The organism is Vibrio sp. N418, from assembly GCF_000222565.1.
Lineage (GTDB): Bacteria > Pseudomonadota > Gammaproteobacteria > Enterobacterales > Vibrionaceae > Vibrio > Vibrio scophthalmi.
On record NZ_AFWD01000058.1, the window covers coordinates 107,501 to 123,041 of the forward strand.

A 15,541-nucleotide genomic window follows, 5' to 3' on the forward strand; every position below is an offset into this window, starting at 1 on the left:
ATTGAAGAGTGAGCCTAGCGTAACTTAGGGCTTTTTTCTCTGCGCTACAGCTCGATTTGTTGAGTGGTTATTATTGATGTGAGAACAAATAAAAAAGGAAGTGCAGTCTCCTACACTTCCTTTTAGTTATTCGCTCATTCTAGCTATCATGCAAAAAGATGTTCTGATCAATCAAGGTATTAAGTATTTGCCCTTGATCTAATCCACCGAGCGTTAAATCTTGTGCCAAATTTTCGACCAAGATGGTTTGCTCTTCACCTGAACCGACACCATCGGGGTGAATCGTCATGGCGAGATCTTCATTTTGTACTGTCACTTGGATATGAGCGAGCAAGTCATCAACACCGACCGTAGCCGACTTAAGCTCTGGCAATACATCGCGCAAGTCAATTTTGTCTTCTGATATGGTGAAATCGGTAATGGTATCTGTCGCTCCATCAGAGATTTCGTGCCAAACAAAGATATCGTTACCAGTGCCACCGGTTAGGATGTCAGATCCCAGTCCGCCGTCGATGGTATCCGCACCCGCACCACCTATGATTTCATCATTACCAGCGCCACCGGTAAGAATATCGCCCCCATCGCCACCAACAATGCGATCATCTCCCGCTCCCGCAGTAAGGTTGACACCAGTGTTATCACCCAACAGCTCAACATCTTGTGTTTGCGCCGATTGATCGATATCCACGCCGTCAGGCGAGATATTTAACACAATATCAATCGGTGCTGATTGGGCGGTCTGGCCATCATCGGTTGAAACGGCGGTAACTTTAACGGTATGGCTACCCACTCCTGCACCAACAATCTCAATGCTATCGATATCAGCAGCGGGAACGGAATAAATTCCGCCATCCGCTGTGATCGGGCCCGATGCCGTTTCAACACTCGCGCCCGCCGGCAAGTCACTCAGCTCAACTGATAGTACTTCGTTTACATCCGTTAGTGCCGCAACCAAACCAACAATTGCGATACCATTGCCACTAACGCTTAGATTAGCCGACACATTTCGGATGTAGTCAAAGCCCGGTTGAATGGAGAGCGTTGGCGCATCCGCCACTGGGTTGACGGTAATGTCATGCGTTTTACTGGTGGTAATACTCATTCCTGATGGATTACCTGAATCGGTTGCAGAAACCGTTAACGCAATCTCAGCCGCCGTCGCAAAGCTGGCGTCTAGCATCACGCCTTCACCTGTCGCTGGTAAGTTCAATAGTGCATTCAACTCGGCCAGTGTCCCTTCTAAAGTAATCGAACTGCCTGATGCCGGTGTCACTGTGACCGTTGAACCAGCCGGCAGGTTGACACTTAGAGACCCGTAACTAACGCTCAATTCAACACTCATTGGATCATTGGCAAAAGCATCAACATAATCGACATCAGCGATAGTAATACCGCTGATTTGCTGGCCTGCACTTTCATCAATGGTTGATGTCGCCGAGGTCACATCGACTTCTGGTGCATCATTCACCCCAACAACCGTCACGGAGATCGTCCCTTGATCGGTAAGGAAATCCGGATTGCCATCGGTTGTGCCGTCGTCTTCAATGACATAGCTAATGGTCACATCACCCGAGAAATCCAGTTTTGGTGTGAATGTCCACGATACCCCGTCAGGGTTTGCGGTAATTTCACCTTGTTCTGCTGGTACCGAAATCGATTTTACAATCAGATTGTGCCCTTCCGGATCAGTACTTAGACCTGGGCCTATCAGCTGAGATACGTTAATTTGCAGCGAGGTATCCTCATTAATTGATCCCAAATCCACATCCGCTGCGATGGGTTTGTCGTTCACTTCGGAAACGTTAATCACGAACTCGGTGCTGTTTTGGTTAAGGGTATTATCGTTACCTGGCTCAACTAAACCTAAATTACCGTTATCATCAACCGTTGCCGTCACTTTCACGCCATCTGGATCGACTAAGTCATTGCTGTCGGGCGCAGGGGTGAAGCTCACTAAGTTTTGCGCGAGCGCTTGGTTGATCTCACTGACCGTACCACTGATGGTAATGGTGTTCCCACCCGTTATATTAACGGTAAGGTTGTTGTTACTCGCCACCGTGGTATCTTGCGCCAACGTACCGCTATCAATGTTCAATGTTAACGTGTAGCTCGCATTCGGATCATCCAATGTGGCATCGATATCATTAATCGTGAATCCTTTAACGAACACCGAGGTATCTTCTGCAGTTTGAAGGTTATTGATATCTTCAAAATAAGGACGGTCGTTAACAGCCTCTACAACCACTCCCACTTCAAACTGGCTGATAGGGCCAAGGTGTTTAACGCCATCATAACCCGTATCAACGGACTGCACTTTGATCGTCAGTTGGTCTGGGTCCCACGTGCCTTGGTTTTGATCACCAGAATTAAACACCACTTTATCGATCGATTGCGCATTCACCTCTAGTTGCCATACTCCACCACCTAGATCGGTCGCGAGCGTAATGCCATCATCAAAGAAGATCTGACCACCAGCAGGGACATTCTCCACCGTAATCAACAAGGTTTCTGGCTGATCTTGAGCGCTATCTGCTGGCAATAAATCTATCTTATCAATCACACTGGCGTTTATGGTGATGTCAATGTTCTGCCCTTCATCACCCGTCACCGAATCAACTGGATCGGTATCGACAGGATCTCCTACCGGAGTTACATCTATCGTAAATTGACCAGTATGTTCCACAGGAACACCCAGCAGTTGTTCTTGGGTAAAGACAACAATATTAATATCAGCCTTACCACTGAAGTTTTTGGCCGGTGTGATCGTTACTTGTGATAAATCGATGGAGGTAACACTTGGATTGGTTAATTGAATCGTCCATTCACCGCCACCATTGTTTTTCACCACAAAATCACTCGAAGTACTATCAACAATAAAGTCGTCTGGTACGCCAGTGAGTTTGGCAGATAAGAACTGCTCTGAACCATCAGTATCGGTGAGAGAGATCTGCAAGCCACTACCGTTACTTTCTAGGTGAATATCGGTATCTTCATCGCCAACCACGACAATGTTGTCAGACGCTTCAGGCATCGTCACTGGGTCAACAACCGGTGTAATATCGAAAGACATCTCGGCACTAAACGTCTTGTCGGCCTGTTCATCTGGTGTTTGTGTGGTCCCCGTTTGATCAAAGATGGTTTTATCACTAACGGTTCCCGTGACTCGTACTTCAACGGTATTGTTATTATTACCCGTTGGGTAATTGTGTTTTGGAACAAAATAGATTGCTTGCAATGCCGCTTCTATCACCGCAGGATCACTCGATTCAATCACCAGCACACCCGGTGTTGTGGTTGTAATTGGATCGCCATTAATATCAGCAAAGAAACCTAAGTCACTATCAACCAGTTCAATCTCTACTTTACTTAACGTTTCACGCCCTTGTGTTGGTGCGTCACGTTCGTCTGCGAGCGCAATATCGAGCTCTAGTTTGATTAAGTTATCTTCTAGAGCGTCAGCGGAGAGCTCTGCGCCTGTGCCCGCTTCAACAGAGCTTGCATCAATCGTGAAACTTGGCGTGACGTCGGTATCTTCCGGTTGTGGACTACCGCCCGATGAGACTGGCACATCAACCAATGGCGTGACGGCAAACTTCACATCAACCGGTAACACGTTCTCATCACCGGAGATGGTATCAGTGGTCACAACCGACATTGGAATAATGAAATCACCAGCGTAATCTTCCGGAGTTATAAACTCCCAACCAGCCGGAATAATCAGATCGCCACCCGCTGTTACTTGCGCTTCAAAAATATACATTTCATTGGCGAAATCATACGTACCGCCACTGATCACCAGCCCCGACACTTCCGCCGGAATGTCACTTTGCGCAATGACGATGGTGACTTGGTCTGCGATACCATCCGCCGTGCCCGCTTTCAGTTTGATCACGTTCGATAATTGGCTACTAACATCAAACTGATTGTCTTCTTGGCCTAAGATAATGGCGGTAGGCGCCGTGATTTCCTCAACCTCTGCAGCTTCACTGGTTAGGGTGGATACATCACTTGGGAATACTAAGTCGACGATGGTTTTCACTTCACGTGGCGCGCTGCCTTCGCCTTCATCACCGGCGTCTCGCACTTCAGCAACGAACTCGACTTTTATGCTATTTTCAGCCGCCCCAGCATTGGGATAAGTAAGGCCTTTTGGCGCTGAAATGGTGAAGTTTTCTTCATCCAAAATCGTCCACGAACCATCACCATTATTGACGGCGCCAAACACGATCAATTGATCCATTACCGCTTCGAGATCGGCATCTGGAATGCCACCAGTAAAACCAGCAAAACGCACCACCACTTGATCGACATCTTCCGTTGAGCTTGGGTCGAGATCTTGGAACTTAACGATGTTGGCATCACCATTTTGATCATTAATGGTAAAGTCAATTCGACCGTTACTGTTACCATCATCGGCATCATTAATTGACGTGACGACGTTACCATTGCTGTCTTCAATGCTCAGAGTACCATCAGGTTCCACAACAGGACGCACGACAATACTTAGTTGCCCCGTGACATCTGCTTCCACCGTCAGCGATGGATCATCTTCATCGATCTCTTTGACTTTTAATACGCTGGTTAGGGTAAAGTCCTTACTGGAATCCTCCCCTGGGCGCACAAAGATTTTCGGTGGTGTTGAGCTCTGATCCAGCCCGGTAATATTCAATACGCCATTAGCGTAAGAAATATTACTAAAACCGGATTGCAGAACACCGTCAATCACGACATCGTTGCCATCAACTCGGATATCGACCCCTTCACCGGCAATAGTAGGAAAACCAGAGATAGTTATTTCAGTGACAAACTCGTAATCACGTCCATTAGTGGTTGCAGTACTATCTGGCGAAGCGCCATTGGTTTCGATAGTCCAAGGCACCCGAATAAAGGTATCTTCATTACCTGCCGAGGTGTTGCTGTAGCTATTCGTCGCGCCCCCCATTTCAATCACAGGCTCGATATTGACCTTTAGGACACCATTCACTTCACGCACGTGGCCATCATTTTCTGTCACCACCACTTTCGCATCGATAGTGATGTCATCCGTCGAGTACTTAGGAGGACGGATGGTGATGCCTGATTGATAGTTCTCCTGCGTAATGTTGGCTTGATAGATTGGCTTACCCCCTTCTTGGCCTACGTAGACCAAGTCAATCGCACCGCCATTAGCATCAAACAGTTCAACACCATCTGGAATATTAGACAACAGAACAGACAAACTCTCTGATCCGTCAAAGACGCTATCATCTTCCTCGCCCGATAACACCGCGAAACTAATATCAGCCTCGGTACTTTCATTGATGGTCACTTGCGCACCGACCAAGCCAGACGGTGGATCATATTCGTACCATGTTCCCAGCACGCCGCCCGTTGCAGGTTCTTCTGGTACATCCGGCAAAAACGGGATATCAGCGACGCCCTTCACTGTCACGTTAACGGTTTTGGCCGCGCCCATCGGCTTAGTATCCACCACTTGTGAACCATCGGCTAAGGTGGCGGTATCTTTTACAATACCGACAACGTCAAAGCTGAAATCTTTATTACTATGCAATGGCGGTTGGATTTCAACAAACGGCAATGCCGCTTCGGGGATCTCAAACACACCCGGCGAGAGTTCCACTATTGGGTTATCACCAGTACCGATCCAACGCACTTCATAGCCAACCAGTACAGAGCCATCTTCTGATTTAAAATTATCAAGCTGAACAAATTGCGCTTCTGAGTCATCGTCAGGTGTATCGATATCATCTGTCGAACCGAGCGTAATGACTTTATTGAGCGTGAACGCTTCGTGATCGGTTTCTGGATCGATGGTGTCTTGTGTTTTCGCGTTATCTTCAAAGATGGTGATTCGACTGACACTGAAAGAGCCTTGGTCAGCAATCGGATTAACATTGATCACCAACTCTTGCACGACGGATTCGGCCTGCTCTTTGCCTGCGAGTGCATTGTCGGTCTCTTCAGTTAGAGCGGTAGCGTTAAACTTAATGAAACCTGAGAAGTGATCAATCGGATTCACTTGTACCGAATTAATATCGCCCGAGGTAATTTCATACACGCCCGGAGAGACTTCATTGATCACTTGGTCATTGCCATCCAGCAGTTCGAATTTACCTTGCCCTGCGGTGACTTCTAAGCGATAAGTGATCGTTTCTGGGTTACTGCCATCTTGCGTTACGGCTTGTAAGGCAAGGTTGGCATTTTCACCATCTTCAAACAGCGAATACGTATAAAGGCTATTTGCATCATTCCACTCTGCGATATCAGCAACCGCCTCAACCTCGATATTCAAATTACCGCCAATGGCATGATCGGGGGTTACACCATTGAGTATTTCAACCGTTATCGGCACCGAGAAACCGCCATCACCTGACGAATAATTTCGATCGGGCACAAAGTAAAGATTATCAATGCTGGCAATCGTTGTGGTGGGATCGATAGTTTGTTGTACATCATCCGCATTTAACACCACACGGCCATCTGGTTGCGTGGTTAATTCGGTGTAAGTCGTGCCATCTAAGAAGTAGAACTTACCATTATGCGTGCCCGCTTCAATGATAATGGTGCCGACTTTCTCATCGTTATCTAAGTCGAACAACTTAACGGTTAAGTCGACCTTGCTTGGCGTTATCGCTAACGAACCTTGATTGTCTTCGACATTACTATTGGTAATAGGCGGATTGAAAGTAAGTGAACTGTCGCGGCCTGAATCCTCAAAGCTAACCACACTTGATGACTCAATCGTCGCATCTCTATCTAAGATATTCACGGTATAGGTTTTCACCGAGGTATCTTGATCACCATCAGTGGCCGTTACCGTCATACTAAAAGTGAATTGGCCACTTTCATGCTCTAGGTTATCAACTGGCGTAAAGCGGAATTGGCCTCGATCGCCCGACGTAGGGCGAACTTGCAATGTCCCTTGTACAATGTTGTCGGTGATAGTACCGCCAGAATCACGGATGGTTTCAACAACCGTCACTGTTGTGCGCGCTCCGGCTGGATCTAAAGCATCCACATAGGTTCCGTCGGCAAGCAGAAAACGAATCTCCCCATTTGGAGTATCGTTACCTTCCACTAGGGTGATTTCCGCACCATCAGCGCCCGGTTTACCAAAAAGATTTGTTCGAGTGCTATTCGTCTCGCCTTCAATCACTGTGATTGTACGATTGTTGATGGTTGGAATGTCATCTCGTACCACAATATCCAGTGGCAGGGTGGCGGTTGGATCTTTGTCGAAATCCAAGCCACGAATATCAAAACCAATCGTAATATCGTTTTGACCTTGTCCGGCAGGATGGTCAAAAGGTTGCTCAATAGTAAAGGCATAGCTGTTATCTGCAGTATCAAAAATCAAGGTGAAGACCGTATCGCCATCCGTTGCGGTTTGCGCGGTATGAGTCACCTTAGTGCCATCGGTTTGTACTGCAGCCCATACCAAGTCTTGCTCATCTGATTTTAATCCATCTAATGCGCTATCAAGATTAACGATCTCATACTCTGTGATGCCATCAGCACCCTCTTCTACGATAAAATTACCCGCCGTAGTGGTGCTCTCTTTGTTACCATCAGAGCCGATGCGCGCAAGATCATCCTCATCAACCAACTTATTACCGCTTATCTCGGTCATTGTGGGTAAATCATCACTGATATCAACCAAGATACTTTTCGCGCTGGTATCGCCATCGAAATCAGTGGCAATGACGGGGAACGTTAATGTAGTAAGATCTGAGCCTTGCGCGTGATCAATTGGCGCTTTGAGTTCAAAGCTATAGTCACCATTAGCTTTCAGAGTTAAAACAAACACCTCAACGCCGCCAGCACTGCCTGTGTAAGTATGTTGGTTAGTCGTGGGATCAATAACAGGGCCAGACATCGCCACATCGATGCCTCCGGACTGCAAGCCCGTAACCGGAGAAGTGGTCGATTCTAAACTGTATTTAACCACTGAATCGGCACCTTGTACCGTCGTAAAGCTGCCATCGACTGTAAGATCTGTCGCGCTAGGACTAGAGCCATCACTGAGATCATTTTCGTTAACCTTCAAACGCTCAACGCCCTCTACGGTTGGCACGTCATCAATGACCGTGATAGGCAGCGCGATCGCTGAACTTTCATCGTTATCAAAATCAATTACGCTGATTTGGAAATTGATATCAAGCTGATTCTCACCTTGACCCGTTGGGTGATCGAGTGCTTTTAACAAGGTAAAATCATAGCGCTGCGTCTGGGTGTTAAACACCATGGTAAACACCGCTTCGTTACCCGTTTCCGTTTGCGCGGTGTAGGTAATGACGTCGCCCACTGTGGTTGTGGTTGCCCACTCTAAGTTTTCGCCACCGGATTTTAAGCCATTGAGTACCGATGCTTCATTGGCAATGGTGATGGCTTTAAGCGCATCTGCCCCTTCCGTAATATCAAATGTACCGCCGATGGTAATGGGTTCTTTATCTGGATCAGAGCCGACGATAGCAATGTCGTCTTCATTAACGATTTGATCGCCAGTGAAGCTATTAATTTCCGGCGCGTCATCAACTAAATTAACAATCAGTGGTTTAGTGCTGGTATCACCATCTTGGTCAGTGGCGACCACGGAGAAAGTAATATCTTTGTCGTCTTCTGTGTCGGCGTGATCAATCGGCGCTTTAAGCTCAAATTCATAGCTACCAGCATTGCCATTCAAGGTAAGAATGAATACCTCACCATTCTCAGTAGAGCCAGTATATGTATAGGTCTGAGTTGCTTGATCAAACACTTCGCTAATCGTGATCGCCTTACCTTGTGATTGCAGACCAGCAACCGGATCAGTCAATGAAGCAAGGTGATAAGTGATCACTTGATCCGCGCCTTGCGTCACATCGAAGACACCAGAATCTTTGAGCGAATCATTGCCTTGATCAGAGCCGCCGACTAAATCATCTTCATCCACGCTCAGCGGCAGAATCGTATTAATCAGTGGAATGTCATCAACCACTGTAATCGTTAAGGGTTTCGCTGCGGTTGTATCGCCATCAAAATCGGTAGCGCTCAACATGAAGTCAAGCGCGAGACTATTCTCACCTTGAGCCGTTGGGTGATCCAAAGGCTCAGATAAGGTGAAGTGATAACTGTTGTCGCTGGTATCGAGAACTAAGGTAAAAACAATCGCCCCTGAAGTGGTCTGAGCGGTATAGGTAAACTGTGTACCATTTTGTACCGGACTCCCCGCTTGCCATTCCACCGCTTCAGTGCCCGATTTTAACCCAGTGAGTACGCTATCAATATTGGTCACTTGGAAGCTTTTTAGCCCATCAGCTCCAGCATCAATATCAAAGTTACCGCTGATTTCATTGCTGCCATCAAGAGCTGAACCGATGGTAGGAATATCGTCTTCATCAACACTGGTTTCACCCGTAAAGCCATTCAGTATCGGTGCATCGTCAACCAATTTGACCACTAATGGTTTTATGCTGGTATCGCCATCTCTGTCGGTGGCGACAATTGAGAAGGTGAGATCTTTGTCGTCTTCATTCTCAGCATGATCAATCGGTGCTTTTAGTTCAAACTGATAGTTACCGTCGCCTTTTAGCGTCAGCACAAACACATCACCATCATCGCTTGAACCGGTATAGGTGTAGGTTTTTGTCGCTGAATCAAACGATTCGTTGATGCTCACTTCCTTACCCTGTGACATCAAGCCGCTGACAGGAACGGTCAATGATTCAAGGTGGTATGTGATCACTTGATCAGCGCCTTGTGTGGTATCAAACACACCAGTATCGATCAGTGAATCGCTACCTGCATCGGTGCCATTGGCTAAATCATCTTCATCAACACTCAGTGGCGCAATGGTGTCTATTTGCGGCACATCATCAACGACCGTAATCACTAACGGCTTAGCCGCTGTGGTGTCGTTATCAAAGTCCGTTGCTGTTACTTCAAAGGTCAGTTCAAGCGTGTTCTGCCCTTGCGCATCAACATGGTTAAGCGGCTTATCGAGCGTAAAGCTGTAGCTATTGTCACTGGTGTCAAACACCAAGCTAAACACGGTTTCACCCGAGGTTGTTTGCGCTGTATAGGTGAACTGAGTGCCAACTTGTTCAGGGCTACCCGCTTTCCACTCTAACGTATCATCGCCAGAGCTTAGGCCATTAAGCAAAGTGCCGATATTAGTCACCTGATAGCTTTTAACGCCATCGGCGCCTTCGCTGATATCAACGGTGCCGCCAATAATATTGCTGCCAACTTGCCCAGGCCCAATATCCGAACCAATGGTTGGGATATCATCCTCATCTACGCTGGTCTGGCCGCTAAAGCCATTTAGGATCGGCGCATCATCTTCTAGAGTGACGACGAGTGGTTTCGTACTGGTATCACCATCTTGGTCAGTGGCGACAATCGAGAACGTCAGATCTTGGTTAGATTCACTGTCGGGGTGATCAATCGGGGCTTTTAGCTCAAATTGATAGTTACCATTGCCACTCAAGGTCAACACAAACACAGGGCCATCGGCCGTTTCACCGGTGTAGGTGTAGGTTTTTGTCACCGTGTCGAATGACTCACTGATGGTGACCGGTTTGCCTTGTGATAACAGACCAGAAACAGGGCTAGTTAATGATTCGAGTTGGTAAGTAACGACCCCATCAGCACCTTGCGTGGTATCAAACACGCCAGAGGCGGTCAGCGAATCATTGCCCTCATCGGTACCACCGACCAAATCGTCTTCATCAACACTCAATGGTGCGATGGTATTAATCAGCGGAATATCATCCACCACAGTGATCGTCAGCGGTTGCTCGCCAGTGGTGTCATTATCAAAGTCCGTCGCGGAGACTTGGAAGGCTAACTCTAGGTTATTTTCACCTTGCGCATCAGCATGATCGAGAGGTTTGAGCAAGATAAATTGATAACTGTTATTGCTGGTATCAAATACCAAGGTAAAAACTGTCGCTCCAGACGGGGTTTGCGCCGTATAGGTAAACTTGCCGCTATCTTGTTCAGGACTGCCCGCTTTCCACTCCAACGCTTCATCGCCAGAGGTTAAACCATTAAGTAGCGTAGCGGTGTTGGTCACTTGATAGCTTTTAACACCATCAGCGCCTTCTTCAACATCAATGGTGCCACCAATCACGTTACTGCCGTCGAGCGCAGATCCTATCGCTGGAATGTCGTCTTCATCAACCGTAGTCGTGCCAGTAAAGCCGTTTAAAATAGGCGCATCATCCACTAATTTCACCACCAACGGTTTGGTGCTGGTGTCACCATCTTGATCAGTAGCGACGATGGCAAAGGTGAGATCTTTATCATCTTCACTCACTGCATGATCAATCGGCGCTTTGAGTTCAAATTGATACGCGCCGGTACCACTGAGGGTTAAAATAAATACCTCACCATCGTCAGTCGAGCCGGTATACGTATAAGTTTGCGTATTAGGATCATACGACTCGGCAATCGTGATTGCTTTACCTTGCGATTCAAGACCCGACACCGGAACGGTAAGCGATTCAAGACTGTACGTCACAACACGGTCAGCACCTTGAGTGGTATCAAAAACACCAGAATCAATCAGAGGATCATTACCGGCATCGATACCACCGGGCAGGTCATCTTCATCGATTGATAGGGGGGCAATCTCGTTAATCAACGGGATGTCATCGACCACAACGATATCGAGCGATTTGGCTGCAGTCGTATCGTTATCAAAATCCGTTGCGCTGATCATCACATTCAATGTGATGATGTTTTCACCTTGAACATCGGGATGGTCTAATGGCTTATCTAAGGTAAATCGGTAGCTGTTATCACTGGTATCAAATACAAGAGTAAAGACAGTGTCACCTGCGGTGGTTTGCGCAGTATAAGTAAACTCAGTGCCGCTCTGCTCTGGGCTTCCCGACTTCCATTCCAGTGCTAGCTCACCAGAGGTTAAGCCAAACAGTAACGTATCGACGTTGGTGATCTGATAGCTTTTGATCCCATCAGCACCTTCGCCAATATCAAAGTTACCGCGGATTTGATTGCTGCCATCAAGAGCTGAACCAATGGTTGGAATGTCATCTTCATCAACACTGGTTTCGCCAGTAAAGCCATTCAGTACCGGTTTATCGTCAAGAATGGTGATCGGCAATGTGCCTTGGGCTGTATCGTCGTCGTAATCGGTGGCCGTTAATGGAAAATCGATAGTGGTACTATCGCTGCCCACTTGATGATCGATTGGCTGTTTCAATGAAAACTCATAATCACCTGCGGTATTAATCGTCAGAACAAATACATCACCAGCACTGGTTGAAGCGGTATAAGTAAAACTACCATCACTGTTTGCAACTTCATTAATCGCCAGTGGTTCACCTTGTGAAGTTAAACCGCCATCGGCGTTAAAGTTAGCAATATCCAAACGATATTGCTCTATGGTGTCACTGCCTAAATTAATCTCCACCACATTGCCAGCCACTGTGGCTGAGGGATCCGTCGCCGTACCATCCGTTAAGTTTGCCTCATTCAGGGTGATATTTGGCACATCGACGATTTGTGGATCTATACCATCGCCGATGGTGACGCTGGCACTGATTGGCGCCTGAATCAAATTGCCACCGCTATCGGTGCCCGTAATATCAAAATTCACCACGATTTGATCATTTACCAAGGCCACATTACCACCACCAACAGAAGGTAGATGGTCAATAGGCTGCGATAATGTCGTGGTAATCGTGAGTGTGAGATCTTTTCCTATAGGGGTCACATCCAAATCGATGCGTATTACCTCACCAGCCGCAGATACACCAATAATGGCATTTTCATTCGCGTCATAACTAAATGTGACGTCTTGGTTTGCCGATTTAATATCGTTGTTTAATTCAGCCAGCAGGGTGGCAAGAGAGATGGGGTCAGGGACAAAACTGGTTGGGTCAAGCGGCAAATCGCCAGCTTCAATCAATACGGAGGCAGTGACAATAGAAGGATAAGTATCAGGGTCTAGATCCCCTTCTACTACTAGCTCTGCTATGCCTTCTCCTCCGGCAGCAAAGACCGTTGAGCGGCCATCCTCTTCAGGATCATCAAATACATCACGTGGAGGAGCACTGGTTTCAAAGAAGGTTTGAGCGAGCGTTTGAGCATTGGTGTAATCAATCGTAACAAACCCTGCATTGGCAGAACCTAACACTCCGCCCGCAGCCGCGGCTTCCAAAATAGCCGTCGGGTCTTCTCCTGCTAAGATAGCCGCTTGCAGAGCCTCTATCTCATCTATAGCAAACGTTGTATCTTCAATATTCGACAAATCAACGTTAATTTTTCCACTTACAGGAGCATCTGCGATGATTTGCTGAGGGGCTGCATGATGGTCGAAGCAAGCAACGCAGTTTTGCGTGATAACGGCTACCTCGTTTCCAGACTTAAGCTCGACCTCTGCGCCATTAACAACAATGACTGTATCTTTGTTCGTGACAACATCGCCGACTTTGAGATCTCGCGCATTCCCTTTTTCGTCGATGACAATTGCATCTCCGGTCAGTTTAGCAACCTTGAATCCACCGTCGCCCACTTTAATGTCCATGTCATCCCCCGAAATTTCTTAAATCTTGCAAGTAACTAGTAATTCTTATCATTTTATTTACTATTTTATCACCAGAAACTTACCAAATAAGAAACGATTTTGCATTGATTTTCACTCATTTAGTGACTTTCGTTGTTCAAATGTAAGTATAGTCATTGAACACAAAATTGGTTGTATGGAATCAAATAACGCATAAATGAAAATACACGCATATTAAAATCTGACTAAAGAACAGACTTTTCAAGGTTAGAGCGGGACAAATCGAGATGTATTAGTATTGAGACATGCTAAAAAAAACTGAAGTAATTCATAAACTCTCAGTTAAATTTATTTATAGTTGCATAAAGCAATGACAAGCAGGTTCTAATGTACTCAGTAAAGTTTAACTTACGCAAAATCTACACACTCACTCGAGAGATGTGTTCCCATTTGCCAAACTTAATCCCTGTCCTCGTCATTTTCTTCCTTGCCTTCTCATTTTCTATCTTAGGCAATTACTACCATACAAAAAAAGCGGCCTATCAAGATGGGAAAGAGCTCATTCTCGCATTGGAACGTTATATCGAAAAAACGGCTAGTGAACTCTATGTTTTGAATAAACAAATAGGTAAAACATGCAGCGAAGAAGATAAGTTGGCATTACGTAGTCATGTCTTCCATTCTGAATTCATTAAGGAAGTAGGAATATATAGTAACGGTCGAATAATCTGCACCAGCAATGAAGGTCTAACTGATATTGATCTTCCCAATGCGATTGTAGAAAGAATTAATGCTTCTAAAACACATATTACAATTGAAGTCAGTCGCTCCAACAGTGCGTTAAACACCTTTTTCATTTATGCCTCAATCAATGATCACTATGGCCTAAATGCCCTGATGCCCCCGCAACGCTTTATCAATCTCATTGCGCAAAATTTAGATAACAAACAATACAAATATCGACTCAGTATATTAGGTAGAGATCTCAACGGAGAAAGACCAAGTAACCAAAAACAAAAAGACCAATTTATTTTCGACTCTGAACTCTACCCACTAAAAATAGAACTGCGCCCGACTGCCGGCACATACCAATATCATTACTTTAATCACATTTGGCAGACCATTTTAGTCGCCTCTCTGTTTTCTCTGATTTACTTGATTATTGGCTATCAACTGCTGGCAAAACGCTCTATCGAATTCAATTTACTCAGTGCGATCGAGGACAATCAGATTGAGTTGTACCTTCAACCTATTGTCGATATCAATAGCAATGAAGTGGTTGGCAGTGAAGCTCTTGTGCGCTGGAATCACCCGACACAAGGTCAAATCTCACCTGAAATTTTCATTCCATTGGCGGAGAGCCTCGGCATAATTGACTTGCTAACCAAAAAAACACTATCAAATGTAGCCAGATTTCTCACCAATAATCCCAGCTATCAAGCCAAAAACTATGTCAGCGTCAATCTCAGTCGTGTGTGTTTGGTTGACGATGATTTTATTACTCACTTGCTGCTGTTTACCAAACGGCATCCTGAACTTGTAGGATGCTTGCTGCTAGAAGTGACCGAAAATTTGGATTTTGACCAACAACAGCTACAAATAGCATTACGCAATCTCCAGCGGATTCAAAAAATGGGTTTTCAGCTCGCGATTGATGATTTTGGTACTGGTTATTCAGGTCTTAACTTCATCCGTTTGCACCGCTTTCAAGTCATGAAAATCGATCAAGTGTTTATTAAAAGCCTACAGAACGATTCAAGTATTACACCGGTGTTGATTTCGATGATTCAACTCGCGAAAGAGTTGGAAATGAAAGTAATAGCTGAAGGGGTGGAAACCAAACAGCAAATCGATTTGCTAAAAGAGCTCGATGTTAGCTTTATACAAGGGTTCTATTACTCACGGCCGATCAAACCAGCAGCGCTAATCGAATTAGGTAGCGAAATCAAGTTCGACCAAGTTAGCCGACTTCCCGCTTAATCACAAACATGGCGCCAAAAAAGCCAACCTTATGGTTGGCTTATCCGTTTT

At 46.0% G+C, this 15,541-nt stretch carries 2 protein-coding genes; one reads left to right on the plus strand and one right to left on the minus strand.

Going from position 1 to position 15,541, the window contains the following annotated elements; translation table 11 throughout:
- Positions 1-139: 139 nt before the first annotated feature.
- The gene (locus RH86_RS12980) at positions 140-13,531 is read right to left on the minus strand and encodes a retention module-containing protein (protein ID WP_009386561.1); all 13,392 of its coding nucleotides are present in this window, start codon (positions 13,529-13,531) and stop codon (positions 140-142) included.
- A gap of 366 nt (positions 13,532-13,897) precedes the next feature.
- On the opposite strand from RH86_RS12980, the gene RH86_RS12985 reads away from it, so the two are divergent.
- Complete coding sequence (locus RH86_RS12985) at positions 13,898-15,490, plus strand: EAL domain-containing protein (RefSeq protein WP_009386563.1); 1,593 nt, start codon at positions 13,898-13,900, stop codon at positions 15,488-15,490.
- Positions 15,491-15,541: the final 51 nt, after the last annotated feature.

What these genes read in the sequence shown, in the direction of transcription:
- RH86_RS12980 (WP_009386561.1), bottom strand. Translation starts at nt 13,531, where the DNA reads ATGGACATTAAAGTGGGCGACGGTGGATTCAAGGTTGCTAAACTGACC.
- RH86_RS12985 (WP_009386563.1), top strand. Translation starts at nt 13,898, where the DNA reads ATGTACTCAGTAAAGTTTAACTTACGCAAAATCTACACACTCACTCGA.